Source organism: Pseudonocardia zijingensis (assembly GCF_042657305.1).
In the GTDB taxonomy this organism is placed as follows: Bacteria; Actinomycetota; Actinomycetes; order Mycobacteriales; family Pseudonocardiaceae; genus Pseudonocardia; species Pseudonocardia zijingensis.
Genome location: NZ_JBHSKO010000039.1, coordinates 1 through 25,777, shown reverse-complemented (window position 1 = coordinate 25,777; position 25,777 = coordinate 1). Strand labels below are relative to the sequence as shown.

At 72.9% G+C, this 25,777-nt stretch carries 24 protein-coding genes; 17 read left to right on the top strand and 7 right to left on the bottom strand.

Annotation, left to right across the window (positions count from 1 at the left end; genetic code table 11):
* Position 1: 1 nt before the first annotated feature.
* The 9 genes from ACFPL3_RS39590 (at position 2) to ACFPL3_RS39550 (ending at position 9,645) form a co-directional block, all read left to right on the top strand.
* Entirely contained in the window at positions 2–757 is a 756-nt protein-coding gene (locus ACFPL3_RS39590) for an ABC transporter permease (RefSeq protein ID WP_343944337.1), read from the top strand.
* On the top strand, positions 758–1,564 hold the full coding sequence (locus ACFPL3_RS39585; protein WP_343944336.1) for an ABC transporter ATP-binding protein: 807 nt from the start codon (positions 758–760) through the stop codon (positions 1,562–1,564).
* Positions 1,561–2,781, top strand: coding sequence for an MFS transporter (locus ACFPL3_RS39580; protein WP_343944335.1), 1,221 nt, complete (start codon positions 1,561–1,563; stop codon positions 2,779–2,781). The genes ACFPL3_RS39585 and ACFPL3_RS39580 overlap by 4 nt, the downstream gene beginning before the upstream one ends.
* Entirely contained in the window at positions 2,778–3,686 is a 909-nt protein-coding gene (locus ACFPL3_RS39575; RefSeq protein ID WP_343944334.1) for an amidohydrolase family protein, read from the top strand. The genes ACFPL3_RS39580 and ACFPL3_RS39575 overlap by 4 nt, the downstream gene beginning before the upstream one ends.
* Complete coding sequence (locus ACFPL3_RS39570; protein WP_343944333.1) at positions 3,683–5,221, top strand: aldehyde dehydrogenase family protein; 1,539 nt, start codon at positions 3,683–3,685, stop codon at positions 5,219–5,221. The genes ACFPL3_RS39575 and ACFPL3_RS39570 overlap by 4 nt, the downstream gene beginning before the upstream one ends.
* A 78-nt stretch (positions 5,222–5,299) precedes the next feature.
* Positions 5,300–5,767, top strand: a complete 468-nt coding sequence (locus tag ACFPL3_RS39565; RefSeq protein ID WP_379590795.1) for a (2Fe-2S)-binding protein — start codon at positions 5,300–5,302, stop codon at positions 5,765–5,767.
* Positions 5,760–7,922: a xanthine dehydrogenase family protein molybdopterin-binding subunit gene (locus tag ACFPL3_RS39560; protein ID WP_343944331.1), complete on the top strand. Its 2,163-nt coding sequence runs from the start codon at positions 5,760–5,762 to the stop codon at positions 7,920–7,922. Before ACFPL3_RS39565 ends, ACFPL3_RS39560 begins: the two co-directional genes overlap by 8 nt.
* Positions 7,919–8,866 carry an alpha/beta hydrolase gene (locus tag ACFPL3_RS39555; RefSeq protein ID WP_343944330.1) on the top strand — a complete coding sequence of 316 codons (948 nt, stop codon included), beginning with the start codon at positions 7,919–7,921 and terminating at the stop codon, positions 8,864–8,866. The genes ACFPL3_RS39560 and ACFPL3_RS39555 overlap by 4 nt, the downstream gene beginning before the upstream one ends.
* A 17-nt stretch (positions 8,867–8,883) precedes the next feature.
* Positions 8,884–9,645: an SDR family NAD(P)-dependent oxidoreductase gene (locus tag ACFPL3_RS39550; RefSeq protein ID WP_343944329.1), complete on the top strand. Its 762-nt coding sequence runs from the start codon at positions 8,884–8,886 to the stop codon at positions 9,643–9,645.
* A 33-nt stretch (positions 9,646–9,678) separates the two neighbouring features.
* Here the strand turns inward: ACFPL3_RS39550 and ACFPL3_RS39545 are convergent, their stop codons facing one another.
* Both ACFPL3_RS39545 and ACFPL3_RS39540 read right to left on the bottom strand, forming a co-directional pair.
* On the bottom strand, positions 9,679–11,601 hold the full coding sequence (locus tag ACFPL3_RS39545) for an MFS transporter (protein WP_343944328.1): 1,923 nt from the start codon (positions 11,599–11,601) through the stop codon (positions 9,679–9,681).
* Positions 11,602–11,686: 85 nt separating this feature from the next.
* Positions 11,687–12,790 carry an FAD-dependent monooxygenase gene (locus ACFPL3_RS39540; protein ID WP_343944327.1) on the bottom strand — a complete coding sequence of 368 codons (1,104 nt, stop codon included), beginning with the start codon at positions 12,788–12,790 and terminating at the stop codon, positions 11,687–11,689.
* A 133-nt stretch (positions 12,791–12,923) separates the two neighbouring features.
* On the opposite strand from ACFPL3_RS39540, the gene ACFPL3_RS39535 reads away from it, so the two are divergent.
* A complete protein-coding gene (locus ACFPL3_RS39535) occupies positions 12,924–13,601 on the top strand; it encodes an alpha/beta fold hydrolase (protein ID WP_343944326.1) in 678 nt (225 codons plus the stop codon).
* Positions 13,602–13,687: 86 nt separating this feature from the next.
* On the opposite strand, the gene ACFPL3_RS39530 is transcribed toward ACFPL3_RS39535, so the two are convergent.
* On the bottom strand, positions 13,688–14,746 hold the full coding sequence (locus ACFPL3_RS39530) for a substrate-binding domain-containing protein (protein ID WP_343944325.1): 1,059 nt from the start codon (positions 14,744–14,746) through the stop codon (positions 13,688–13,690).
* Between the two features lie 107 nt (positions 14,747–14,853).
* On the opposite strand from ACFPL3_RS39530, the gene ACFPL3_RS39525 reads away from it, so the two are divergent.
* The 4 genes from ACFPL3_RS39525 to fmdA all read left to right on the top strand — a co-directional run bounded on the left by ACFPL3_RS39525 (position 14,854) and on the right by fmdA (position 17,550).
* Positions 14,854–15,297: a MarR family winged helix-turn-helix transcriptional regulator gene (locus tag ACFPL3_RS39525; RefSeq protein ID WP_343944324.1), complete on the top strand. Its 444-nt coding sequence runs from the start codon at positions 14,854–14,856 to the stop codon at positions 15,295–15,297.
* Between the two features lie 89 nt (positions 15,298–15,386).
* The gene (locus ACFPL3_RS39520) at positions 15,387–15,662 is read left to right on the top strand and encodes an FmdB family zinc ribbon protein (protein ID WP_343944323.1); all 276 of its coding nucleotides are present in this window, start codon (positions 15,387–15,389) and stop codon (positions 15,660–15,662) included.
* A 1-nt stretch (position 15,663) separates the two neighbouring features.
* A complete protein-coding gene (locus ACFPL3_RS39515) occupies positions 15,664–16,284 on the top strand; it encodes an AmiS/UreI family transporter (protein ID WP_343944322.1) in 621 nt (206 codons plus the stop codon).
* 18 nt (positions 16,285–16,302) lie between these two features.
* A complete protein-coding gene (gene fmdA / locus ACFPL3_RS39510) occupies positions 16,303–17,550 on the top strand; it encodes a formamidase (RefSeq protein ID WP_343944321.1) in 1,248 nt (415 codons plus the stop codon).
* A gap of 49 nt (positions 17,551–17,599) precedes the next feature.
* Here the strand turns inward: fmdA and ACFPL3_RS39505 are convergent, their stop codons facing one another.
* Complete coding sequence (locus ACFPL3_RS39505) at positions 17,600–18,697, bottom strand: VIT1/CCC1 transporter family protein (RefSeq protein WP_343944320.1); 1,098 nt, start codon at positions 18,695–18,697, stop codon at positions 17,600–17,602.
* Positions 18,698–18,833: 136 nt separating this feature from the next.
* On the opposite strand from ACFPL3_RS39505, the gene ACFPL3_RS39500 reads away from it, so the two are divergent.
* Positions 18,834–20,435 carry a S8 family peptidase gene (locus ACFPL3_RS39500; protein ID WP_343944319.1) on the top strand — a complete coding sequence of 534 codons (1,602 nt, stop codon included), beginning with the start codon at positions 18,834–18,836 and terminating at the stop codon, positions 20,433–20,435.
* 50 nt (positions 20,436–20,485) lie between these two features.
* Here the strand turns inward: ACFPL3_RS39500 and ACFPL3_RS39495 are convergent, their stop codons facing one another.
* From ACFPL3_RS39495 to ACFPL3_RS39485, 3 genes are all read right to left on the bottom strand, one after another.
* Positions 20,486–21,412 (bottom strand): NADP-dependent oxidoreductase, encoded by a 927-nt coding sequence (locus ACFPL3_RS39495; RefSeq protein WP_343944318.1) that lies wholly within the window; start codon positions 21,410–21,412, stop codon positions 20,486–20,488.
* Between the two features lie 114 nt (positions 21,413–21,526).
* Complete coding sequence (locus tag ACFPL3_RS39490) at positions 21,527–23,032, bottom strand: basic amino acid/polyamine antiporter (protein WP_343944317.1); 1,506 nt, start codon at positions 23,030–23,032, stop codon at positions 21,527–21,529.
* 43 nt (positions 23,033–23,075) lie between these two features.
* On the bottom strand, positions 23,076–23,282 hold the full coding sequence (locus ACFPL3_RS39485) for a hypothetical protein (RefSeq protein WP_343944316.1): 207 nt from the start codon (positions 23,280–23,282) through the stop codon (positions 23,076–23,078).
* Between the two features lie 273 nt (positions 23,283–23,555).
* Between ACFPL3_RS39485 and ACFPL3_RS39480 the strand changes: the two genes are divergently transcribed.
* Complete coding sequence (locus tag ACFPL3_RS39480; RefSeq protein ID WP_343944315.1) at positions 23,556–24,212, top strand: HdeD family acid-resistance protein; 657 nt, start codon at positions 23,556–23,558, stop codon at positions 24,210–24,212.
* Entirely contained in the window at positions 24,209–25,684 is a 1,476-nt protein-coding gene (nhaC, locus tag ACFPL3_RS39475; RefSeq protein WP_343944314.1) for a Na+/H+ antiporter NhaC, read from the top strand. The genes ACFPL3_RS39480 and nhaC overlap by 4 nt, the downstream gene beginning before the upstream one ends.
* Positions 25,685–25,777 lie beyond the last annotated feature (93 nt).

The window sequence follows — 25,777 nt, the reverse complement described above, 5'->3', positions numbered from 1 at the left end:
CGTGCTGCGAACCTGCCTGCGACTGATCGTGCCGGTGCTGCTCGTCGTGCTGTGGTGGAGCACCTCCACCGCGAGCAGCTCCCCCTTCTACCCGCCGCTGAGCGTCGTGCTGCAGACGTTCCGGGAGACGTGGCTCTTCGCGCAGCTGGGCTCCGACGTGGTGCCGAGCCTCGCGCGGCTGCTGGCCGGACTGGTGATCGCCACGCTCGCCGGCGTCGCCGCAGGCGCGGCGATCGGCCGCAGCAGGCTGCTCGCCGCCGCGGTGAACCCGGCCGTGCAGTTCGGCCGCTCCGTGCCCGGCACGGCGCTGGTGCCGGTGAGCGTCGTGCTGATGGGCATCGGCGACGCCGCGAAGATCGCGGTGATCGCGTTCGTGTGCCTGTTCCCGGTGCTGCTGAACACCATCGACGCGGTGCGCGGGATCGACCCCCAGCTGGAGGACGTCGCCCGCTCCTACCGGCTCACCCGCACCCAGCGCCTGGTGTTCGTGCTGCTGCCCGCGGCGGCGCCGCAGATCTTCGCCGGCATCCGCACGGCGCTGGGCATCGCTTTCATCATGATGGTCGTCACCGAGCTGTACGCGGCGACCAACGGAATCGGCTTCGTCACGGTCACCGCACGGAGCTCGTTCGACGTCCCGCTGATGTGGGCGGGCACCGTTCTGCTGGGTCTGCTCGGGGTCGCGGTGAGCGTCGCGTTCCTCGCGCTGCAGCGGCGCGTCCTGCGGTGGCACACCGGCATGACGGGAAGGAACTGAATGCTCTCGGTCACCCATCTCCAGAAGACCTACGGCTCGGGGGAGAAGGCCGTCGAGGCGATCCGCGACCTCACGCTGACCGTCGCCGGGGGCGAGTTCGTCTGCATCGTCGGGCCATCCGGCGCCGGCAAGACCACGCTGCTCAAGTGCCTGTGCGGGCTGCTGGCGCCGTCGGCGGGCTCGGTGGTGCTCGACGGGGAACCGGTCACGGGGCCACCGCGGGCGATGGCCGCGGTGTTCCAGGACTACAGCCGATCGCTCATGCCCTGGTTCAGCGTGGCGCGCAACGTCGGCCTGCCGCTGCGCAACAAGCACCGGTCGGCCGCCGAACGAGACGCGCGCGTGGCGCGGGCCCTGGACGCGGTCGGGCTCGGCGGATTCGGCTCGCGCTACCCGTGGGAGCTCTCCGGCGGCATGCAGCAGCGCGTGGCGATCGCCCGCGGGCTCGCCTACGAGCCGGAGATCCTCCTGCTCGACGAGCCGTTCGCGTCGGTGGACGCCCAGACGCGCGCCGACCTGGAGGACCTGATCCTGCGGGTGCGCGACGACACGGGCGTGACGATGCTGCTCGTCACGCACGACATCGACGAGGCGGTCTACCTCGCCGACCGGGTCGTCGTGATGTCCGCCCGGCCCAGCGTGGTGGTCGAGACGGTCGAGGTGGACCTGCCCCGGTCGCGCGACCAGGTCACCACGAAGAGCCTGCCGCGGTTCGCCGAGCTGCGCGCGCACGTGCTGACGCGGATCCGGCGCACGGACGCGGAGCCGGCCTCTGCCGGCGGCCCCACCGTGGGAGCGATGCGATGACCCGCCGCCGGCGGTTGCTGGTGGGAATCGCGTTCCTCACGATGATCGCCGACGGCCTGGACATCACGATCCCGGGCTTCGTCTACCCGCAGATCGTCGAGGAGTGGGGCACGTCGCTCGGCGCGGTGACCGCCACCGTGACGATCGGCGTGCTCGCGATGGCCCTGGGCGGCGCGGTGGCCGGTCCGATCGCCGACCGCCACGGGCGGCGGCCGGCCACGCTCGCCGGGGTGGTGCTGTTCGGCCTGGCCACGGCGGGCATGGGGCTGGCCGGCTCGATCGAGGTGTTCACCGCGCTGCGGATCGTCGCCTGCGTGGGCCTGGGCGCCACGATGCCGGTGGTGCTGGCCGTGGTGGCCGACGCGGTGCCGCGGGCCCGCCGGGCGCAGCTGGTGACCCTGACCTTCGCGGGGGTGTCGGTCGGCACGATCGTCGGCGGTTTCCTCGCCGCGGCGCTGGTGCCGGCGTTCGGCTGGCAGGTGCTGCTGCTGGTCTGCGGGCTCACGCCGCTGCTGCTGGTGCCGGGCCTCGCCGCGCTGGTCGAGGAGCCGGAGGCCACCCGCACCGCGGACGCGCCGGGCGGGGCCGTCGGGGTGGTGCTGTCCCGGCAGCTGATCGTCACGACGCTGCTGGTGTGGCTGTGCTTCTTCATCGGGATCGGCGTGGTCTTCCTGATCCTCAACTACCTGCCGCTGATGGTCCGGGGGAGCGGGCTCGGTGCCGGCGAGGCCGGGGTGCTCATCGCCGTCTTCGGCTGGGGCGGGCTGGTCGGGCAGCTGCTCGTCGCGTTCGCCCTGCGCCGGTTCGACCGGTTCCGCGTGCTGGCCCTGCTGTGGGCGGGCGGGACGGTCGGGCTCTGGGTGATCGCGGCGCTGTCTCCCGGCTTCCCCGGCCTCGTGGTGCTGCTGTTCGTCCTCGGGCTGGCCCTGCCCGGGGCCAACGGCGCCCTGCAGGCGATCGGGGCGCTGGCCTACCCGCCGCACGCCCGCGCCACCGGCATGGGCTGGACCAGCGCCGTGGGGCGGCTGGGCACGCTCGCCAGCGGCCTGCTCGGCGGGCTGGTGGTGGGGGCGGGCTGGACGCTGGGCGCGATCTTCCTCGCCCTCGGCGTGCCGCTGCTCGCCGGCGCCTGCGCCGCGTTCGGGCTGCGGGCCGAGACCCGACGCCGCGGGGACACCGACGCGGCGACGCCGGCACCGGCGGGAGCGGCGTCGTGAGCGCCGCCGGTCACCGCTGCGGCGGCATCGACGTCCACCACCACGCCATCACCGAGCGCTACCGGGAGCGCATGCGCTCCCGGGCCGGGGTCGCCGGCATCCCGGCGATCCCGGAGTGGAGCGCCGAGAGTGCGCTCGCCTGGTTGGACGCTGTGGGCATCGAGCGGGCCTTGCTCTCCCCTGCGGCACGGGGATTCGGCGCGGGCGAGGTGGACGAGGTCGTCGACTTCGCCCGCGCTGCCCACGACGACCTGCTCGGACTGCGGGAGCGGCACCCCGAGCGCTTCGGCGTGCTCGCCCCGCTGCCGCTGCCGGCGCTGGAGGAGGCCCTCGCGCACGCCGAGCGGGCGCTCCGGCACGACGGCGCCGACGGGATCGCGCTGCTCACCCAGTACGCCGGGCAGCACGTCGGCCGGCCGGAGTGGGACGACCTGCTCGCCGTGCTGGACGACCACGGCGCGCTCGTGCACGTCCACCCGACGGCCCCGGCCGGCGCCCCGCTGCGTGACCTGCAGGGGCCGCACCTCGTCGAGTACGTCTTCGACACCACGCGGGTGGCGGTGCTGCTCGCGCGGCGCCACGTCTTCACGCGGTTCCCGCGGATCCGGTGGATCTTCGCCCACGGGGGCGGCACGCTGCCCTACGTCGCGGAGCGGTTGGACGACCCGCCGGGCACGGTCGACGGCGGCGACCGGTTCGCGGACCTGCTGCGGGTCAGCTGCTTCGACACCGCGCTGCTCGGGCGGCCCGCGCTGGCGGCCCTCGCGGAGTTCGCGGGCGCGGATCGCATCGTGTTCGGCTCGGACGCGCCGTTCATCCATGGAGACCGCATCAAGAACTTGATGCACATTCAGGACTTGATTAGACTCGGCGGTGCAACGACGCCGAGCGACGGAGGACGATGAGCACCGCACTGAGCACCGACGCCACCACCCGCGACGGCGACCTGGCGGCCACCGGCACCGAGGTGATCACGATCGACCAGGCCACCGGGGAGGAGCTGGCGCGCCACCCCGTGGCCGGGCCCGAGGAGGTACAGGCCGCGGTCGCGGCCGCGCGGGCGGCCGCCGCGCCGTGGTGGGACCTCGGGTTCGACGGCCGCGCGGCCCGGCTCCGGGCGTGGCGCCGCGAGATCGCGCGCGGCGGCGAGGAGGTGGCGGCCCTCATCCACGCCGAGAACGGCAAGTCCGTCGAGGACGGCCGGGCGGAGGTGCTGTCCACCATCGGGCACCTGACCTTCGTGATCGACAACGCCGAGCGGGTGCTGGGCCGCCGCAAGGTCGCCGTGCCGCCGACGACGCCGAACCAGCGGGGATTCGTCGAACACCTGCCGTACGGGGTGGTCGGCGTGATCGGGCCGTGGAACTTCCCGCTCGGCACGCCGGGCGCGATCGTCATCCACGCCCTGGCCGCCGGGAACGCCGTCGTCCTCAAGCCCAGCCAGCTCACCCCCGGCGTGGGGGAGTGGCTCGCCCGGTCCTGGGCGCGGGCCGTGCCCGACATGCCCGACGTCCTGCACAACCTCATCGGGTTCGCCGCCACCGGGCAGGCGCTCACCGAGGCCGGCGTCGACAAGATCGCCTTCACCGGCAGCGTCCGGACCGGGCAGGCCGTCGCCGCGGCCTGCGCCTCCCGCCTCACCCCGATGCTGCTGGAGCTCGGGGGCAACGACGGGGTCGTCGTGGCCCGCGACGCCGACCTCGACGAGGCCGCCGCGCACATCACCTGGGGCGCGCTGCAGAACTCCGGGTGCGGGTGCATCAGCCACGAGGTGGCCTACGTCGTCGACGAGGTGCACGACGCGCTGGTGGAGAAGATCGCCGCGCTGGCCCGGCAGGTGCGCGCGGGCAGCGGCGATGACGACCAGATCGGGCCGGTCCCGATGCCCGGCCAGATCCCGGTGATCCGCCACCACGTCGAGGACGCCATCGCGCGAGGCGCCACCGCGGTGGTGGGCGGCCCGGACGCGGCGGGCGCCGACCGGTACGTCCAGCCCACGATCCTCGTCGACGTGCCGGTCGATGCACTGGCCGCCACCGAGGAGACCTTCGGGCCGGTCCTGTCGATCGTGCGGGTCCGCGACACCGACGAGGCCGTCGAGCTGATCAACTCGGGCCCGTACGGGCTGGGCAGCGCGGTGTTCAGCCGCGAGCACGGTGAGGAGATCGCCCGCCGCCTGCGCGTCGGCATGACCAGCGTGAACGACGCCATCGCGTTCTCGATGATCCCGGGCCTGCCCTTCGGCGGCCGCGGCATCAGCGGCTACGGCCGCAAGCACGGCGACGAGGGCCTGCTCGAGTTCGCCTACCCGCACGCCATCAGCGTCAAGACCGGCCCCGCACCGGTGGCCACCACCACCTTCGAGCGGCCGCCCGGGGCGCTGACCGGCGCGCTCGCCGCCGTGCGCGACCGGCTCCTCGCCGAGCGCGAGCAGGGCTGATCCCGGCCGGGCTGGAGGACGACGATGACCGACACGGCCGAGGCGGCGACCCCCACCCCGACCCCCACCGTGCCCACGGTGCGCACCCGACTGCGCGTCGACGGCGACCTCGTCGACCTCACCGACGACGTCCGGCTGACCCTGCTGGACGCCCTGCGCACCCGGCTCGGCGTGACCGGCCCGAAGAAGGGGTGCGACCACGGGCAGTGCGGGGCGTGCACGGTGCACGTCGACGGCCGTGCCGTGCTGTCCTGCCTCACCCTGCTGGCCACCGCCCGCGACGCCGATGTCCGGACCGTGCACTCGCTGGCGGCCGACCCCTGCGGCAGGCGGCTTCAGGAGGCGTTCGTCGCCCACGACGCCTTCCAGTGCGGGTTCTGCACGCCCGGCCAGCTGATGTCGGCGGCCGCGGCCCTCGCGCGGCCGGACCTGCGCGACGCGGCGGCGATCCGCGAGTTCATGTCGGGGAACCTCTGCCGCTGCGGGGCCTACCCGAACATCGTCGCCGCGATCCAGGAGGTCCAGGGAGACGAGCCGCGTGCGTGAGTTCCTGGGCACGCCCGTCGACCGGATCGACGGGCCGGCGAAGGTCACCGGCACCGCGCGGTACCCGGTGGACGAGACGCGGCCCGGGATGCTGTGGGGACACCTCGTCACGAGCGAGGTCGCCGCAGGCAGGCTGCGCGCGCTGGACACGGAGGCGGCCGCGCGCTCGGCCGGGGTCGTCGCGATCTTCTCCCCGTTCGACCCGCTCCCGATCCCGCCGCTGCCGTCGATCTCGAACCCGGCGGGCGCGCGCTGGGCGCCGCTGGCGGACACCGCCGTGCACCACCACGGCCAGGTCGTGGCCGTCGTCGTGGCCGACACCCCCGAACAGGCTCGGAGCGCCGCGTCCCTCGTCCGTGCGTCCTACGACGTCGAGCGCGGCCGGGTCGACCTCGACCCCGCACACGAGCGCGTCCCCGCCGCCGTCGACCACGGCCAGGACCCCGACATCGGCTACAGCCCCGACGGCAGCACCGTCGAGCAGGTCCTGGCCGGGAGCGACGTCACCGTCAGCGGTCGGTACCGCACGCCCGTGCAGAACCACGCGGCGATGGAGCTGCACAGCGCGCTCGCCTGGTGGAGCGACGACGGCCGCCTCCACGTGCGCACCGGCCACCAGGCGATCCCGTGGCTGGTGGGGGAGCTGTCGCTCACCTTCGACCTGGACCCCGCGGACGTCGACGTGGTCGCCACCCACGTCGGCGGTGCGTTCGGCGGCAAGACCAGAGCCGGGGTGGACGTCAAGCTGGCCTGCGCCGCGAGCCGGGTGCTGGGCCGGCCGGTGAAGATCGTGCTCACCCGCGAGCAGGTGTTCACCTCCACCGTCGTCCGGGCCGCCACCGAGCAGGAGGTGACGCTCGGGGCGCACCGCGACGGCCGGCTCACCGCCGTCGTGCACCGGTCGCGCTCGGCCGAAGCCGCGGTGCTGTCCGACCTGCTCGTGGCGCCCGGCCACACGGTCTCGCGCGTGCTCTACGGCGCCGAGGCCATGGCGATCAGCCAGCGGGCGGTCACCGCGCACCTGCCGCGCACCGGTTTCATGCGCGGGCCGTCCGAGGTACCCGGGCTGTTCGCGCTGGAGACGGCGATGGACGAGCTCGCCGACGCCCTCGACATGGACCCCGTCGAAATCCGGTTGCGCAACGACACCCCGGTGTTCCCCGGTACGGACCTGCCGTGGAGCAGCAGGCACCTGACCGAGTGCCTGCGCATCGGCGCCGACCGCTTCGGCTGGAGCGAGCGGGCCCGCCGTCCCGGCACCCGGCTCGACGGCGACTGGTTCGTCGGGCTCGGGATGGCGGTGACGTCCTACCGGGCGGCGCAGGTCGCCCCGGTGGCGGTGTCGGTGACCCTGCGCGCCGACGGCGACGCGGAGGTGGCCACCTCAGCCGTGGACCTGGGCACCGGCATGGCCACCGTCCTGGCCATCACCACCGCGGACGCCCTGGGCATCCCGATCGAGCGGGTGCGGGTGCGCCTCGGCGACTCCGCGCTCCCGCCCGGTGGTGCCGCGCTGGGGTCGACGGGGACCGCGGCGGTGGTCCCGGCGGTGCGGGCGGCCGTGCGTGCCGCCATGGCCGAGGTGCGGCCCGACGCGACCGCCGTCCCGTTCGCCGAGGTCCTGCGGTCCGCCGGTCGCACGGCTGTCACCGGGCGCGGCGAAACCCGACCCCGCGGCGCTCTCACCGACGGCCACGCCCACTGGTCGTTCGGGGCCCAGTTCTGCGAGGTCCGGGTCAACCGCTGGACCCGGGAGCCTCGGGTGACCCGGATGCTCGGCGTGATGGACATCGGCCGCGTCGTCAACGCGAAGGCGGCGCGCAGCCAGATCGTGGGCGGGATGGTCTGGGGCCTGTCCGCCGCACTCCTGGAAAGCATCGAGTTCGACCCGTCGGCGCGGATGACCAACGCCGATCTGGCCGGCTACCTGGTGCCGGTCAACGCCGACGTGCCCGACGTCGACGTCGTGCTGCTGGACGTCCCGGATCTCGAGCACAACGAGTGCGGGGTCCGCGGCGCGGGCGAGATCGGCGCGGGCGGCATGAGCGCGGCCATCGGCAACGCGATCCACAACGCGGTCGGGATCAGGCTGCGCGAGCTGCCGATCACCCTCGACCGGATGTTCACCCCCCGGGAAGGAAACGAGCGACCATGACCGACCTGCAGGAGACCCCCGCGCTGACCGAGGAGCGGATCGCGCAGGTGCTCGACCGGATCGCCGACGGGTTCAGCCACCTGTCCCGTTCGCCGCTGCTGCACTCGCCCGCCGAGCACGGGCTCGATTTCTCCGATGTCACCTTCCCGTCCCACGACGGGGTGCCGCTGGAGGGCTGGTTCATCCCGGCACCCGGCTCGGACAAGCTGGTGATCGCCAACCACCCCATGGGCTTCACCCGCTCCGGCCTGCCCACCCACCTGGAGCCCTGGCACTCGATGTGGGCGGCCAGCGGCAACGGGTTCGAGATCGACTTCATCCCCGACTACGCGGTCCTGCACGAGGCCGGGTACAACGTGCTGGCCTACGACCTGCGCAACCACGGGCTCAGCGGCGCCGCCAACGGCGGCATCGCCTCGAGCGGAATCTTCGAGGCCCGTGACGTCGTCGGCGCGCTGGCCTACGCCCGGCAGCGGCCCGACACCCGGGACATGGCGATCGGCCTGTTCAGCCGATGCCTGGGCTGCAGCTCCACGTTCGCCGCCATGACGCAGTTCCCCGGCGCCTTCGACGGGGTGCGCTGTCTCGTCGGCCCGCAGCCGGTGACCGCGCGCACGATCATGGAGCGCCGGCTCGCCGCGATGGGCCTGGCCGACCGGATCGACGACCTCGACCGGCGCATCGTCGTGCGCTCCGGGATCGGCTTCGGCCCGCGCAGCCCGCGGGAGTGGGCCCGCAACGTCCGCGTCCCGACGTTCCTCTACCAGGTGCGCGACGACGTGCTCACGCACCCGAGCGACGTCCAGACGATGTTCGACAACATCCCGGTCGCCGAGAAGAAGCTGCAGTGGATCGAGGGCACCACCGCGCGGTGGGACGGCTACATGGAGTTCCAGCGCAGGCCCGAGCCGATGCTCGACTGGTTCGCGACCTTCATGTCCTGACGCGGGTGGGAGGCGAGATGGGTCGGTTGTCGGGGCGCACGGTCCTCGTGACCGGTGGCGCGCAGGGCATCGGCGCGGCGGTGGCGACCGCGCTGGCGCGCGACGGGGCGTACGTGGCGATCGCGGACCTGCGGGTGCCGGAACGCACCGTCGCGGCGATCCGCGAGGCGGGCGGTGCGGTCTTCGGCGGGGTCTGCGACGTGGCGGATCCGGAGTCGGTGTCGCGGCTGGTCGGCGAGGTGCTGGACCGCCGCGACGGGATCCACGGGCTGGTGACCAACGCCGCCCTCTTCACCGGCCTGCAACCCCGCCCGTTCGAGACGATCCCGTCCGAGGAGTTCGAGCGCGTCCTCACCGTCAACGTGCGCGGCACCTTCGAGGTGATCCGCGCCGTCGCGCCCGTGATGCGCCGCCAGCGGGACGGCTCCATCGTCACCGTCAGCTCGGGCACCGTGTTCAAAGGCATCCCGATGTGGGCGCACTACGTGTCGTCGAAGGGAGCGGTCATCGCGATGACGCGTGCCCTGGCTCGCGAGCTCGGACCCGACGGCGTCCGCGTGAACTGCGTGGCACCGGGCTTCACCCTCAGCGAAGGCGTCCTCGACCACTCCGAGAGCTTCCCCCGCGGGCTGATGGACGCCAACGTCGCGAGCCGGTGCCTGCCGCGGGAACAGACCCCGGACGACCTCACGGGCGTGATGAGCTTCCTGCTGTCGGGCGACAGCGGCTTCGTCACGGGCCAGACGGTCGTCGTCGACGGGGGATCGGTCCTGCGCTGAGGCCCTTCCTGCGCCGATCATGGCGGGCTGCGCTCAGTCGCCGTCCCGCTCGTCCTGCTCCCGTTCCCGCGCGGCCTCGGCCGCATCCTCCGCGTCCTCGCGCGCCTGTTCGCGCGCGTCGGCGAGGACTTCGCTCGGGCGCATCACGTGGACCGTCGCGAACGCGCCGACGGCGTCCACCACGACCTCGCGGCCCGGCTCGCTGCAGGCCCGCTCGCACTCGGTGCCGCCGAACGCCACGCGGCCGGTGACGCGGGCGCGCACGCCGTCGGGCACCACGACGTCGACGGTGCCGAAGAGCGCTCCCACCTCCATCCGGGCCTGGTCGGTTGCCACGGCGACCTGGCGGCTGCCCAGCAGCGCGGTGCCGTCGTGGGCGGTGAGGATCTGGGCCCCGAAGACCAGCGCGACAGCCGCGACCAGTGTCCCGCCGACCCCGGCCGCGACCCGTTGTGCCCGGTTCTGCGGGTGGTGGGTGCGCACCACCGGGATGGGTTCGGTGACGGCCTCCCGCGTCGAACGCCCGGGGGTCTGCGGTGCGTTCCGCTTGCGCGCGAGCACGGTGGCGGTGGCCGTGGCGAGGACGAACAGGATCCCGGCGATCAGGATGTACAGGTACATGCCGGTCGCGGAGTTCTGCGGGGTGCCGTCGACCACGGTGGGGGTGGCGTTCAGCACCGCGGTGCCTGCGACGGTGACGACGGCGCCGCCGACCGCGAGCATCACCGAGACGAGGCCGGAGACCACGCCGTGCCGCGCGGGCGGCGCGAGCCCGGTCGCCAGGTTGAACCCGGAGGTGTTGATGGCGCCCGCCGCCGTGCCGAGCAGCGCGAACCCGGCCACCGCCAGCGGGAACGACGACACCCCCGCGAGCATCGTGAAGGTGCCCGCCGTCCCGATGGCGATGCCGCCCAGCAGGGTGCGCGCGGGGCCGATCCGGGAGGCGAGCCAGCCGGCGACGATGCCGCCGAGGATGATGCCGGGCGCGGGTGCGGCGAACAGCAGGGCGTTCGGGCCGACGCCCTTGAGCCCGTACCCGAGCCCGAGTTCCGGGGGCACCGACGCGATGAGGTCCGTCAGCTGGATCACGGCCTGGAAGGAGCCGGCGGCCAGCACCACGGCGAGCAGCGTCAGCAGGATCGGCCTGCTCAGGGCGCGGAGGTCGACGATGGGCTCCTCGACCCGCAGGGCGAGCACCACCCAGCCGGCCAGGGCGGCGGCACCGGCCGCGAGCAGGACGACCATGCCGCCCGACAGCCACCCGAGGTCCTGGCCGAGGCTGGCGTAACCGAGCACACCGGCGAGGCCGGTGCCGAGCAGGAACGCGCCGAGGACGTCGACCCTGCCGCCGGTGCGGACGGGTGACTCCGGGATGTACGCCCGCACGCACAGCACGGCGGCCGCGGCCAGGACGACCGACACGACGAACACGCTGCGCCAGCCGAACCGGTCGATGAGGGGGTCCATCACGAACGGTTCGACGATCCCGATGATCGCGGAGGCGGAGGTGACGATCCCGATCGCGGTCATCGCCACCCCCGGGGCGCTGACCTGGCGCGTGAGCGCCACGGACAGGAACACCACGGCCATGGCGGAGCCCTGGAGGAGCCGGCCCAGCAGGAACACCACGAGGTGGGGCGCGACCAGGCAGATCACCGAGCCGACGCCCGCGAGGACGAGCGTGGCGAGGAGCACCCGGCGCTTGCCGTAGATGTCGGCGCTCTTGGCGAGCAGCGGTGACCAGATGGCACCCGCGAGCAGCGCGCTCGAGTTCAGCCAGGCGACCTGGTTGGTCGAGAAGTGCTCGAGGATCTCCGACGTGACCATCTGCGGGGTGGTGAGCACCGTGTCGGCGACGCGGTTGGCGAGGACGAGCACGACCACCCAGCCGATGAGCCGCGCACTCCACCGGCGCTCCTCCACCACGGGCGCGAGCTCGACTGTTGCGTCATTCACGGGTGCGTTCTCTCCAGCAGGTCTGGCGGGTTGGGGCCTGCTGCGCTGCAGGAGGGGACGTGGGACGTGGGCAACCGGGTGCCGTTCAGCTTGCCGCTTGCAGGCGTGCGTTGCGGGTGTCGATGGCGTCCCAGGTGGGCGGGATCAGGCGCTCGCGGCCCTCGTCCACCCGCTGCTGGGCGGCGGTGACGTACGGACGCTGCCGGGCCTCGTACCGCTCGAAGGCGGCGGCGTGGTCGGCCCCGTACCGGCCGAGTTCCTCGGCGAGGAACCACGCGCCGGTGAGCGCGAGCGAGGTGCCCCGGCCGGAGAGGAAGGCCGCGCAGTGGCCGGCGTCGCCGACCAGCACCACGCGGCCGCGGTGCCAGGACGGCATGTGGATCTGGCTCGCCGAGTCGAAGAAGAGCTCGGGGTCGGCGAGGGCGGCGTCGAGCAGCCGGCGGATCCGCCACGAGCTGTGGCCCGCGAAGGCGTCCGCGAGCAGCTTCTTCTGGGCGTCCAGGTCGTGGTGGTCGTGGTCGAGCCACTCCGAGCGGAACATCAGCACGGCCAGGGCCCGGTCCTTGAACCGGGCGATCCCCGCCAACCGGCCGGGGACGTTGTGCATCGAGCTGACGCGATCGGGGCGCGCCTCGCCGGGGAGGTCGGCCAGGGCGATGTAGACCCCGAGGTGGCGGAGGTGGTCCCGCTCGGGGCCGAACACGAGCCTGCGCACCGCGGAGTGCTGGCCGTCGGCGCCGACCACCAGGTCGTACCGTTCGGTGCGGCCGGACCGGAACCCCACGTCGACGCCGTCGCCGTCGTCGGTGAGCGCCTCGACCGAGTCGCCGAAGCGGATCGTCACGGAGTCGGGGATCGCGTCGGCGAGGATGCGCACCAGGTCCTCGCGGACGATCTCGATGTCGTCGTCGGAGTCGCTCACCTGCGCCATCGGGATGTGGGCCACCGGCAGGCCGTCGGCGTCGACGAACTGCATGAGCTCGCTCATCCGGATCCGGTGCTCGCGGATCTGGGGGAGCAGGCCCATCCGGTCGGTGATCTCGATGGCGTCGCCGCGGATGTCGATGGGTGTTCCCGTGAGCCGCAGGTGGGGGGCGTACTCGACGAGGGTGACGTCGTGGCCGCGGGTGGCGAGGTCGCGCGCGCCGGCGAGCCCGGCGACTCCGGCTCCGGAAACGAGGATCTTCACGTGGGGCCTCCACCCAACTAAAAACAACGATCTGTTGCTTTAACTCACCGTACGCCTGGCCGCCGCGGGCCGGCAACGCGGGTTGGTCGGGATGCGCGTCGACGGGGTGAGGCCGTCCGTGCAGGATCACGGCGTGGAGTTCGTGATGGTGCCGGGCGGCTGGCAGGGCGGGTGGGTCTTCGAGCCCGTGGCGGCGGAGCTGCGGCGCCACGGCCACCACGTCGAGGCCGTGACCCTGTCGGGCCTGGAGGTGGACGGCCCGGCCGACCCGGACCGCCCACCGAACCTGGACGCCCACATCGACCAGGTCGCCGGGATCGTCGAGCGCAGCGGCGGAACCGACGTCGCGCTGTGCGGGCACAGCTATGGCGGAATGGTGATCGCCGGCGTCGCGGACCGGCTCGGCGACCGCCTCCACCAGCTCGTCTTCATCGACGCCTACGTCCCGGCGGATGGGGACTCGTGCTGGTCGCTCACCAGCGACGCGTTCCGGGAGGTGTTCGTGGCCGGCGCCCGCGCCGACGGTCGATGGGTCGCGGTCCCGGACGGTCTGGACCCGCGCGCACGGCCGCACCCGCTGGCGAGCTTCCTCCAGTCGGTGCGGCTGCACTCGTTCGCGGGCGGCGGTTCGGGACAGGCGTACGACCGGACGTACATCAGCGGGGGTGCGTGGCGGGGGAGCCCGTTCGTGGAGCTCGCCGAACGGTTGCGCGCCGATCCGGGTTGGCGCGTGCACGAGATCCCCGTCGGGCACAACACCGCCCGCCGCGACCCGCACGGCCTCGCGGCCGTCCTCGCCGCGTCGGCCTAGCTCTCCGAGCGGGATCGTGCGGCGCAGGCGGGTGCGCGGGGCGGGCGCCCACCACGCCGCCCGCGCCCGAAGACGTCCTCGGTCAGCTAGATGCTGGTGAGCACGGAGAAGTCGACGTCGTCGGCCACCGCGAGGTGCACGCGCTGGCGCAGGTGGCCGTCGCGCAGGTGCATCGTGCCGCGCGGGCCGTCGTAGCCCACGGAGTCGGCGACCGCCACCATCCGGTCCACTCGCGTCGACCCGGCGCGGTGGGCCAGTGCGAACAGGGTGCGGATGCCCTCGTAGCACGACTCGGCCGCGTTGTTCAGCGGCGGCGCGTGCGGCCCGAACCGGTCGACGTAGCGGCCGACGAGGTCCAGCGAGCCTGCGGTGGTCAGCGTGCGGAAGTACGACGCGGCGACGTACAGGCCCGTGGTGGCGTCCGGCCCGCTGGCCAGGAGCATGTTCTCCTCCATCAACGGGCTGAAGCGCACGATCCGCTCCTGCAGGCCGCGTTCGGCGAAGCGCCGGTTGAACTCCACGGCGTCCTGTCCGACCAGGAGCATGAGCACCGCCTGCGCCCCGCTGCGGCCCACCCGCTCGGCGGCCGCGCGGAAGTCGCCCGCGCCGAGCCGGAGGTACTGCTCGTCGAGCAGGCTGAGGTCCAGCGCCGCGGCGTAGGCGCGGACCGCGACGCTCGTGCGCAGTGGCCACACGTAGTCGTTGCCGACCACGGCCCACCGCCGCAACCCGAGTTCGTCGCGCAGCCAGCGCAGGGCGGGGGCGAGCTGGTCGATCGGGGTCTCGCCCGAGCAGAAGACCCCGGCGCGGTGCTCGCCGCCTTCGTACAGCGAGGTGTACACGTAGGGCACCCGTCCGGCGATCGCGGGCACCACGGCCTCGCGGACCGCGGAGATGTGCCAGCCCGTGACGGCGTCGACGTGGTCGGCGTCGACGAGGTCGCCGACCTGGCGGGCGATCGTCGCGGGCGCCGCCCCGCCGTCGACCACCACCAGCTCCACGGGACGGCCCAGCAGCCCGCACTCCGCGTTCAGTTCGGCCGCGGCGAGCTCGGCGACCGCCTCGCACGATGCGCCGAACAGCCCGGCAGGCCCCTGCAGCGGGATGACCAGCGCGATCCGGTAGGGCAGATCGGTGACGAGCATGTCCCCCCTCTCGAGGTGACGTGCGGCACGGCGATGGGCTCGCTGCTACTTTCACATGGAAGCTTTAGCTTGGGTAGGGCCAACACGTCAGACGTTCGGGGGGCGCCGTGTCGAGGACCGACGAGGAGGACGCCGCCACCGCGCCGTCCCTGCTGCTGGACCGCGCCGCCGGGCGCGTGTCCGCCGCGGTGCTGAAGGTGCTGCGCGACAGCGGCCTCACGCTCGAGCGGTGGCGGATCCTCGACCTGCTCGCCGGCCGTGACGGGATGACGATGAGCGAGATCGCGAACGCTGTCGTCGTCACCGGGCCCACGCTCACCCGGATCGTCGACGATCTCGCGACGAAGGCGCTCGTGCACCGCGAGGTCGACGCCCACGACCGCCGCCGCGTGCTCGTCCACCTCACCCCGCGCGGGGAGCAGCTGCGGAGCTCGCTGCGGCCTGCCGTCGCCGAGGCGGAGGCGGCGGCGTTCTCCGCGCTCACCGACGATCAGCGCAGCACCCTCTCCGCGCTGCTCACCCGCCTCGCCGCGGCATCCGCCGACGGCTGATCGGCCCAGTGCGCTGATTCCGGCGGTGGTGGCCGCTTGACTTTTCCTTCCACCTGGATAAGTTCCAGATGGAAATAACAGGAGGTCACATGGTCACCTACCAGTACCGGTGCGCGGCCTGCGGCGACGTCGACGTGCGCCGCCCGATGGGCGCGGCCACGTCCCACGTCCCGTGCCCGCGCTGCGGCGCGGACGCCCGCCGCGTCTACACGAGCCCGCGCACCCGCCTGGTCGCCCCCGGCCTGGTGTCCGCACTCGACACCGCGGGGGCCAGCGCGGAGAACCCGCAGGTCGTCCGGCGCGAAGTCGCACCGCGGGCCCCGCGCCACGCCCACCCGCTGCACGCCCGGCTGCCGAGGCCCTGACATGGGCAACGTCGGGCTGCTCTACGTCGGAGCGGTGCTCTTCGTGAACGGGCTGCTGCTGATCGGCACCGTCGACGGACGCGCCGCGGCGCCGATCAACCTCTTCGTCGGCGGCCTGCAGGTCGTCACCCCGACCTACCTGATCATCGCCGCCGCCGGCGACGCCCGCGCGATCTCGCTCGCGGCCGGGCTGTACCTGTTCGGGTTCACCTACCTCTGGGTGGGCATCAATGCGATCACCGGCTGGCCGCAGACGGGCCTCGGGTGGTTCTCGCTGTTCGTGGCCCTGGCCGCCGTCGGGTTCGCCGTGCACTCGATCGCCGTCCTCGGTGACCGCACCTTCGCCGTCATCTGGCTCTTCTGGTCGTTCCTGTGGCTGCTGTTCTTCCTCGTGCTCGGCCTCGGGCTCGATCGGCTCACCCGCTTCACCGGCTGGGTCACGATCATCGAGGCGTTCGGCACGGCCGCCGTGCCCGCGCTGCTGCTCATCACCGGCTACTGGTCGGACTCGACCCGGCTCGCCGTCACCTACCTCGTCGTCGGAGTCCTGCTGTTCGGCGGGCTCTGGTTCGCACTCGGGCGCCGCGCCGCGGCACCCGTCTCGGTCCCCCACCACGCGTGAGAACGGAAGGAGCTCGTCATGCCAGAGGTCGTGTTCAGCGTCGACCAGGCCAAGTCGATGCGCGACCAGAAGGTGCCCGGCCACAACCGGTGGCACCCGGACATCCCGCCCGCCGTGATGGTGAAGCCGGGTGACACGTTCCGCATCGAGTGCAAGGAGTGGACCGACGGGCAGATCGGCAACAACGACTCGGCCAACGACGTCCGGGACGTCAACCTCGACGTCGCACACATGCTCAGCGGCCCCATCGGGGTGGAGGGCGCCGAGCCGGGGGACCTGCTGATCGTCGACATCCTCGACCTCGGCCCGGTGCCGCAGGAGACCGGCCCGCACTGCGGGCAGGGCTGGGGCTACTCGGGCATCTTCTCGAAGGTCAACGGCGGTGGCTTCCTCACCGACTACTTCCCCGACGCCTACAAGGCGGTGTGGGACTTCCAGGGCCAGCAGTGCACGTCCCGGCACGTCCCGGGGGTGCGGATGACCGGCATCACCCACCCCGGCCTGTTCGGTACCGCGCCCTCCCCGGAGCTCCTGGCGAAGTGGAACGAGCGCGAGCGCGCGCTCATCGCCACCGATCCGGACCGCGTGCCGCCGCTCGCGCTGCCGCCGCTGGGCGCCGGCGTGCTGGCCGGCACCGCCACGGGTGCAGCGGTGGAGGCGATCGGGCGCGACGGGGCCCGCACCGTGCCCGCCCGGGAGAACGGTGGCAACCACGACATCAAGAACTTCAGCCGCGGCAGCCGCATCTTCTACCCCGTGCACGTGCCGAACGCCCTGCTCTCGGGTGGGGACCTGCACTTCAGCCAGGGCGACGGCGAGATCAACTTCTGTGGCGCCATCGAGATGGGCGGCTTCATCGACATGCACGTCGACCTCATCAAGGGCGGCATGGAGAAGTTCGCGATCCACAACAACCCGGTCTTCATGCCGGGCAACGTCGAGCCCCGGTACACGGAGTTCCTCACGTTCATCGGGATCTCCGTGGACCACCGGGACAACAGCAACGCCTACATGGACGCGACGCTGGCCTACCGCAACGCGTGTCTCAACGCGATCGACTACCTCAAGACCTGGGGTTACACCGGCGAGCAGGGCTACCTGATCCTCGGCACCGCCCCGATCGAGGGCCGCATCGGCGGCGTCGTCGACATCCCCAACGCCTGCTGCTCGGTGTTCCTGCCGACGGGCATCTTCGACACGGACATCCGGCCGAACGCCGAGGGTCCGCGCAAGGTCGACCGCGGGCAGGTCTGCGTCACGTCCTGATCCGGACGACGCCGCCGGCCGGCTCGTTCCCGGAGCCGGCCGGCGCGCGTCAGCCGACGGTCGCGTCGAAGGCCAGCCCCAGCAGGTAGGTCGCCAGCGCGGCGGCGGTGCCGATGGCGAGCTGGCGCAGCGCGCGGCGCAGCGGCGGTCCTCCGGACAGCACCGCGACGGCGGCGCCGGTGAGCATCAGCGCCGCCCCGGTGAGCACGGCGGCCAGCGCCACCGCGGCGAGGCCCTCGACGCCGAACAGGAACGGCAGCACCGGGATGGCGGCCCCGACGCTGAAGAACGCGAAGCTCGACGACGCGGCGCCGACGGCGCTGCCGACCACCTCGGCTCCGTGGGAACGGGGGTTGTCCGACCGCGTGCTCGCGGAGCCGTGCCGCAGAACCTCGTCCGCGCGGCGTTCGGCCTCGTCGGCCGGCAAGCCCCGCGCCCGGTAGACCAGGGCGAGCTCGTTCGCGTCCACGTCGAGGAGGGGGACGGCGGCCTTTGCCGCCTCGTCCGGGTTCGACGCGGCCAGCAGCTCGCGTTGCGAGCAGACCGAGATGTACTCGCCCGCCGCCATCGACAGCGCTCCGGCCAGCAGCCCGGCCAGGCCGGTCAGCAGGATGGTCGCGGTGTCGGCGCCACCGCCGATCACGCCGAGGACGAGCGCGAAGTTGCTCACCAGGCCGTCGTTGATCCCGAAGACCGCGGCCCGCAGCGTGCCGGACATCCGCGCCCGCCCCCGCGCGGCCAGCCCGCGCACGACCTCGCTGTGGATGCGCTCGTCGGCCAGCATCGCCTCCGGCACGTCCGCGTCCGGGGCGGTGAGCGAGCGCCGTTCGGCCTGTTCGATCAGCGCGAGGACGAACACCCAGCCGAACCACCGGGCCAGGACGCCGACCAGCCGTGCCCGCAACGACGGGCGCCGCGGGGGGCCGGCGCGATCGCCCAGCCTGCGCTCCCAGTACGCGGCATGGCGCTCCTCGGCCCCGGCCAGGCCGAGCAGGATCTCCCGCTCCTCGCCGTCCCTTCGCCGGGCGAGCTCGCGGTAGACCAGCGCCGCCTCGCGCTCGTCGGCGAGCTGGCGCCGCCACCGGCGCAGCCTCGCCGGCGACGGAGCACTCCCGGAGCGACGGCTCTCGTCCCGCACCGCGCACATCCTCGCAGAACAGCGGCGCCGCAGCAGCTCTGCCGGTGTGCCGTTCCGTAGCGGAGTGGCGACGTCGGGTAACACCACGTGCCGGCCGTCCGACCCCACCTGCACCGGAGATCCCCGTCACGGAGGGTGTGCCGACATGTCCGAGCCCCGGGCCGACCAGCCGCTCCTGATCGCGGTCCGCCCCGATGACGAGATGACCGACCTCGCCGTGGCGGCGATCGTCGCGGAAGCCGCCGCGCGCGTCGCCGGGGTCGGGGGGCCGGTCGAGGTCCGCCGCCTCGGCCCGGACGGCCAGCGCGACCGGATCGTCACCGTACGGGTGGCCGACGCGATCGGGTCGCCCACCTACGCGTCCACGGCGTGGGAGCTCACCCACGTCCTGCAGGACACCGGTGATTTCGCCGTCGCGGAGGCCGACGTCCCGGTCCGCGCGTTCGACCCGGAGGCCCGCGCCACCGGTGCGTTCTCCGGCGGCGACTGCGGTGCCGATGCGGCGTCGGAGGACCACGGGTGGGCGCTGGACGCGATCGGCTGGCAGGACGCTCTCGCCGCGATGGACCCCGCGACCCGGGGCGGCGCGGGCATCCGCGTCGGGCACCCGGACTCGGGCTTCAGCGACCACCTCGCCCTCGGCGCCGAGGTGGACGTCGCGGCGGACTGGGACCTGATCGATGACGACGACGACGCCACCGATCCGCTGCGCCCGCCGAACGTCACGTTCTTCAACCCGTTGCCGAATCCGGGCCACGGCACCAGCACGGCCAGCGTCATCCTGGGCAAGGGGGACGGCGCGGGGTTCAGCGGGGTGGCACCGGAGGCGGTGCTCGTGCCGTTCCGCGCCACGGAGAGCGTGGTGCAGGTCTTCGACAGCGACGTCGCCGCGGCGGTGCACCGGGCTCGCGCGGCCGGCTGCCACATCGTGTCGATGAGCCTCGGCGGCACCGGGTTCTTCGGGTTGCGCGAGGCGATCCAGCAGGCGGTGGACGACGGGATGATCGTCATGGCGGCCGCGGGCAACCACGTCGGCGTCGTCACCGCGCCGGCCTCGTACGACAACTGCATCGCGGTCGCGGCCACCGGCACCGGCGACTCGATGTGGCCGGGGTCGTCCCGGGGCGCCGCGGTGGACGTGTCGGCGCCCGGGGCCTGTGTCTGGGCCGCGGGGTTCGACTGGAACGTCTCCCCGCCGAACCGCGTGGTCGAGCGGACCGACGGCACGTCCTACGCGGTGGCGCACCTCGCGGGCGTCTCCGCGTTGTGGCTGGCCCACCACGGGCACGCGGAGCTGGTCCGGCGCTTCGGGCGCCACCGCGTGCAGGCCGTCTTCCTCCACCAGGTCCGCGCGCCCGGGGTGTGCGCGCGGCCCCTGGGCTGGGACGACGACTGGGGCGTGGGCCGGATCGACGCGGCTGCGCTGCTGTCCCAGCCGCTGCCGGACGTCTCGGAGGTGGACGGGGCCCGTGCGTTCGGGGCGCCGGCGCAGGCCGGGCCGGTCGAGCGCATCGCGGCGATCACGAACGTCGACCCCCGGCGGGTGCGCGAGTGGCTCGCCGACACCCTCGGGCCCGCCGACCTGGACGCCCGTGCCGAGCGGTTCGAGGGCGAGCTCGTGTACCTGCTGCTCGAGGACCAGTCGTTCCGGGCCGGCCTCGCGCTGCCCGGGCTCTCCGCCTTCTCCACCGGCGCGCCGCCGGCCGCGGCGTCCCCGCAGCTGCGGGCGACGATGGCGGGCCGCTGAACCGACGACCCCGCTCAGGCCTCGGGCGGATCCGTGGCGAGATCCGCGGATCAGAGCGTCATGTCGATCACGAGCTTGCCCGCCGCGTGCCGGGTCTCCACCAGCGCGAGCGCCTCACCCGCCCGCGCGAGCGGGTAGGTCGCGGTGATGTGCGGGTCGAGCCGTCCCGTGGCCATCAGCTCGGCCACGCGCTCGATGCTGTCGCGGTCGAGGCGGCGGTGGACGAACACGCCACCCAGCTCGGGCACCGACAGGTCACCCACGGAGAGCAGCGCGCCCGGTGTCGCCGCCAGCGGGGCGACGGCGCGCAGCGAGTCACCCCCGACGGTGTCGACCACGGCGTCGAAGCCGTCCGGGGCGTGCGCCCGCAGCCGGTCCACGACGTCGCCCGCGGTGTAGTCGACGAACGTCGCCCCGGTCTTCGCCACCAGGTCCCGCTTGGCCGCGCTGGCCGTGCCCACGACGACCAGGCCGCGGTCCCGCGCGATCTGGGCCACGGCGATGCCCACGCCGCCGCCTACCCCGTTCACCAGCACCGACGCGCCCGCGGGCAGCGCGAGCTGGTCGAGGGCGTCGAGCGCGGTGGTCCCCGCGACGGGGATGGTCGCCGCCCAGGTCTCCGGCAGCGCGTCGGGGATGCGGCCCGTCGACTCGGCCAGCAGCAGGGTCGTGCCCACGTAGGTGCCCGCGCCGGTCAGGGCGAACCCGGCCACCCGGTCGCCGGCGGACAGGCCGGTCACGTCGGCGCCCACCGCCAGGACGGTGCCGGCGGCCTCCATCCCCAGGACCTGGGGGAAGGGGAGGTGGCCGTTCATCCGAGGGGCGTACCCGGACCGGAGCAGGTGGTCCAGCGGGTTGACCCCCGCCGCCGCGACGCGGATCAGGACCTCCGCGGGCCCGGGCGCCGGGTCGGGCCGGTCGAAGAACTCCTGGACGTCGGCGGCCCCGTAAGCCCGGTATCCCAGAGCTGTGCTCATCGCGCATTCCTCCCGGTCCTCGGCCGGCTCTCGGCTCGAGGGCGTACGCGACGCTAAGCCCTGACACCAGTGTCAGATTCCAGTCCGTGTGAGGGGAGGAACAGCGGGAGCCGTTCAGATCGCGATGAAGCCCGTCCACAAGCCGACGACGCCGGTGATCCCGCCGGCGACGATCAGGGCGCAGAGCGCCACCTCGGTGGGGGTGAACAGCCTCCTGTTCCGTTCACTGCGCGCCTTGACGTAGAGCAGTGTGGCCGGAGCGAGGAGCACCGCGGACAGCAGCAGGAACTGCAGGCCGGCGGCCTCGAAGAGGAACAGCGTGTAGGCGGTCGCGATCCCCGCGACGATCGCCTCCTTGCGCCGCGTCCGCGCGTCGACGTTCTCGTACGACTCGCCGGTGAGCCCGAGCTTCAGCGCGTACGCCGCGGCGAAGAAGTAGGGGATCAGCGCCAGGCTGGTGCACAGGTCGAGCATGAAGTTCAACGCGTCGGTCAGGACCAGCGTTGCAGCGAGCAGCGCCTGAACCGCCAGCGAGCTGACGACGAGAGCCGTGATCGGCGTCTTCTGGTCGTTCTCCCTGCCGAGGAACGCCGGGAAGTCCTCGTTGCGGGCCGGCATGTACATCACCTCGGCGGCCATCAGGGTCCAGGCGAGGTAGGCGCCGAGAACGGAGATGATGACGCCGGCGCTGATGAACCAGCGGCCCCAGTCGCCGACGACGTGCTCGAACAGCCCGATCATCGAGGGCTGGCGGGTCGCGGCGATCTGCGGCTGGGCCATCACCGAGTAGCTCGCCAGCGTCACCAGGGCGAAGATCGACAGCACGCTCAGGAAACCCAGGACGGTGGCCTTGCCGACGTCCGAGCGCTTCTTGGCGTAGCGGGAGTAGACGCTGGCGCCCTCGACCCCGAGGAAGACGAACGTCGTGATGATCATGGTGTTGCGGACCTGCTCGTCGAGCGATCCGAGGTCGCCGTAGCCGGTGGCGATCCAGTTGTCGGCGAAGATGCCGGCGTCGAAGGCGAGGAACAGCACGACGATGAAGACCAGGATCGGGAGGATCTTGAGGATCGTCACGATCCGGTTGATCGCCGCTGCGTCGCGGACCCCGCGGGCGATCAGGTAGTGGAACAGCCAGACCCCGACGGTGGAGAGCGCCACCGCGAGGATGGTGTCGCCGTCGCCGAAGGCAGGGAAGAACGCGCCGAGGGTCGCGGTGATGAACACCCAGTAAAAGGCATTGCCTGCGATCGCGCTGGCCCAGAAGCCGATCGCGGAGTTGAAGCCGACGTAGTCGCCGAAGCCGGCCTTGGCGTAGATGAAGACCCCGGAGTCCAGGTCGGGCTTGCGGATCGCGAGGTTCTGGAAGACGAAGGCGAGCATCAGGATCCCCGCCCCCGCGACCGCCCAGGCGATCAGCGAACCGAGGATGCCGGTGGCCACGCCGAAGCGCGCCGGCAGGGAGAACACGCCCGCGCCGACCATGCTGCCGACGACCATGCCGGTCAGGGTGGGCAGGCTCAGCTTGCCCGGCTCCGTGGCCGAGCTGTCGGTACCCGAGGGCGTGACCGACGTGGGTGCGGCCGAGGTGCCGGCAACCGTGGGGACCGTGTCGGCCATGGTCAGCTCTCCTGTCCTGGTGTCACTCGGGGGACCGTTCCCATCAGTCGGGGATCTGGTTCATCGACACGACGCGCAGTCCGAGGTTCTGGATCAGCGCCAACACGCCGAGCAGTTGGGACTCGTCGATGACAGCGCCGTAGATGAGCGTCTCGGCGGGGAGGTCGACCACCTTCATGTCCGGGAACGCAGCGCGGGTCTCGTCCGACAGCCGTCCGGCCACCCGGAACTCGTACCGTCGCGGATTCATGTCGCGACCCCTCCTCCCCGGAGTCGACGCGGGCGATGTCACCCTGCTCAGCGGGGCGATGCCACCGGATCGTCCGCACGGGATGAGATCGGGTTCCCGGCGGGACGACCGCTGTGGCGAAAGCACCTGGACCGCAGCCGTTCCCCGTGCACGCCGGGGTGCGGCGCCGGCCGATCTCCCCCTCTGCGGACGAGGCCGGGCGCGCCGTGCGGGGACAACGGTGGACCTCCCCGCGCACGAGATCACGCGGTGAACCAGACGGAGGAGGCCGCTGTGTCCGGTCCGCACACCTCTCCCGCATCGGCATCCGCTGCGCCGCCGGGCGCGGCCGAGAGCGCGCCGCCGGTCGAACCGGTCGGCGCGCACCCGGAACAGCGGCCGATCCCGGCGTGGCGGCGCGTCGGCCTCGTGGTGTTCGGGCTGCTCACCGTCGTCTACGGGCTGCTGGTGATGAGCCTGCGCCCGGCCGCGCTCGCGACCGTCGCCATCCTCGCCGGGTTCGCGCTGATCGTGGGTGGCGTCGCCCAGCTCGGGCTCGCCCCCGAGGTGGAGCGGGGCTGGCGGTGGCTCGCCTACCTGGGCGGCGTCGTCGGGATCATCGCGGGTCTCGCCGCGTTCTTCTGGCCCGCCCTCACCCTGTTCGTGCTGGCCCTGGTCACCGCCTGGTCGCTGGTCATCAACGGCGTCATCCGGATCATCGACTCGGTGGTCGCCCGCACCCGGGACCTGTGGTGGCTCGGGTTGATCGCCGGCGTCCTGGAACTCGGGCTCGGACTGTGGGCCATCGGCTCGCCCGGCCGCGAACTGCTCCTGCTGGTCAACCTGATCGGGATCTACCTCATCATCGCCGGTGTCGACGCGATCGTGGCCGCGTTGACCGCTGAGCGGGACGGCGGACGTGCACAGGCGGGCGCGGTCCCGGCGCAATGACCGAGATCGAGGGTGTCCGCGAGCCGTCCATCGCCGACGCGGTCATCCCCCTCGTCACGCTGGTCGTCCTGATCGCGAGCTCGCTCCTGCTGTTCGGCCTGGCCGCGCTGGACGGCCCGCTCCAGGTCGCGCTCGTGCTGTGCGCGATGGTGGCGGCCCTGATCGCGCTGAAGAACGGGCACCCGTGGGAGGAGATCCAGGCCAGCGGTCAGCGGGCGTTGTCGTCGATCACGAGTGCCGTCTTCATCCTGCTCGCGGTCGGTGCGCTGATCGGCACCTGGAACCTCTCCGGCACCATCCCGACGCTGGTCTACTACGGGATCCAGGTGCTCTCGCCCACCTGGTACTACGCGGCGTCCGCCCTGATCTGCGGGATCGTCGCGATGTCGATCGGCAGTTCGTGGACCACCGCGGGCACGATCGGGGTCGGGCTGGTCGGGATCGCCGCGCTGCTGGGCGTCTCGCCCGGGATCACCGCGGGCGCCGTGATCTCCGGTGCCTACCTCGGCGACAAGCTCTCCCCGCTGTCGGAGACCACCGTGCTCACCGCGCAGCTGGTGAAGGTCGACCTCTACCACCACATCAGGCGGCAGGCGTGGACGTCGGTGCCGGCCTTCGGCATCGCGTTCGTGCTGATGCTGATGCTCGGCCTGGTCTGGGGGCCTGCACCGACCGACGCGGGCGACACCGGTGTCGAGCTCACCGCTCTCGGCGACATCTACTGGATCACACCGCTCAACCTGCTGCCGCTGGTGCTGCTGGTGTTCCTCTCGATCCGCAAGACGCCGGCCTCGCTCGCCCTGGCCGCCGCGGCGCTCACCGCGGGCGTCCTCGGCGTCTTCCTCCAGTACGACGTCGCCCGCGCGTTCGTGAACGAGCCCGGACTCAATCCGGTGCTGACCGGGATCCAGGCGGTGTGGCAGGCGATGGCCACCGGGTTCTCGATGGAATCCGGCCTCGCCGACGTCGACGCGCTGCTGTCGCGCGGCGGGATGGACAGCATGCTGCTCACCCTCTGGCTGATCATCGGCGCCGTCACGTTCGGCACGCTGCTCGAGGAGTTCGGGCTCGTGCGCCGGCTGATCGACCCGATGATCCGCCTCGCGAAGGGCACCGGCCGCCTGTTCCTCGTGGTGTTCGGCACCGCGTTCGGCCTCAACGTCGTCGCGGGCGACCAGTACATCGCGCTCGTCCTGCCCGCGAAGGTCTACCGGGCCGAGTTCGCGAAGCGGGGCCTGGCCCCGTCGAACCTGTCCCGGCTCACGGCCGACAGCGGCACCGTCACCTCGCCACTGGTGCCGTGGAACTCGTGCGGCGCGTTCATGGGTGCGGTGCTCGGTGTGCCGACGATCGTCTACCTGCCGTTCTGCTTCTTCAACATCGCCAGCCCGCTGCTGAGCGTGATCTACGGCTTCACCGGGTTCACCATCGAGAAGGTGGATCCGGCGAGCTCCGAACCCGTCGAGCGGTGAGCGGGATCGTCGTCAACCAGGAGGAACCGCTATGACCGACCCGAGCGCGAATCCCGCCGCGGCCTACGGAGTGCACTCCGAGGTCGGGAAGTT

Coding starts and splice junctions, on each gene's coding strand:
- ACFPL3_RS39585 (WP_343944336.1), top strand. CDS start 758: ATGCTCTCGGTCACCCATCTCCAGAAGACCTACGGCTCGGGGGAGAAG.
- ACFPL3_RS39580 (WP_343944335.1), top strand. CDS start 1,561: ATGACCCGCCGCCGGCGGTTGCTGGTGGGAATCGCGTTCCTCACGATG.
- ACFPL3_RS39570 (WP_343944333.1), top strand. CDS start 3,683: ATGAGCACCGCACTGAGCACCGACGCCACCACCCGCGACGGCGACCTG.
- ACFPL3_RS39555 (WP_343944330.1), top strand. CDS start 7,919: ATGACCGACCTGCAGGAGACCCCCGCGCTGACCGAGGAGCGGATCGCG.
- ACFPL3_RS39550 (WP_343944329.1), top strand. CDS start 8,884: ATGGGTCGGTTGTCGGGGCGCACGGTCCTCGTGACCGGTGGCGCGCAG.
- ACFPL3_RS39530 (WP_343944325.1), bottom strand. CDS start 14,746: ATGCTCGTCACCGATCTGCCCTACCGGATCGCGCTGGTCATCCCGCTG.
- ACFPL3_RS39520 (WP_343944323.1), top strand. CDS start 15,387: ATGGTCACCTACCAGTACCGGTGCGCGGCCTGCGGCGACGTCGACGTG.
- ACFPL3_RS39515 (WP_343944322.1), top strand. CDS start 15,664: ATGGGCAACGTCGGGCTGCTCTACGTCGGAGCGGTGCTCTTCGTGAAC.
- fmdA (WP_343944321.1), top strand. CDS start 16,303: ATGCCAGAGGTCGTGTTCAGCGTCGACCAGGCCAAGTCGATGCGCGAC.
- ACFPL3_RS39505 (WP_343944320.1), bottom strand. CDS start 18,697: ATGTGCGCGGTGCGGGACGAGAGCCGTCGCTCCGGGAGTGCTCCGTCG.
- ACFPL3_RS39500 (WP_343944319.1), top strand. CDS start 18,834: ATGTCCGAGCCCCGGGCCGACCAGCCGCTCCTGATCGCGGTCCGCCCC.
- ACFPL3_RS39495 (WP_343944318.1), bottom strand. CDS start 21,412: ATGAGCACAGCTCTGGGATACCGGGCTTACGGGGCCGCCGACGTCCAG.
- ACFPL3_RS39490 (WP_343944317.1), bottom strand. CDS start 23,032: ATGGCCGACACGGTCCCCACGGTTGCCGGCACCTCGGCCGCACCCACG.
- ACFPL3_RS39485 (WP_343944316.1), bottom strand. CDS start 23,282: ATGAATCCGCGACGGTACGAGTTCCGGGTGGCCGGACGGCTGTCGGAC.
- nhaC (WP_343944314.1), top strand. CDS start 24,209: ATGACCGAGATCGAGGGTGTCCGCGAGCCGTCCATCGCCGACGCGGTC.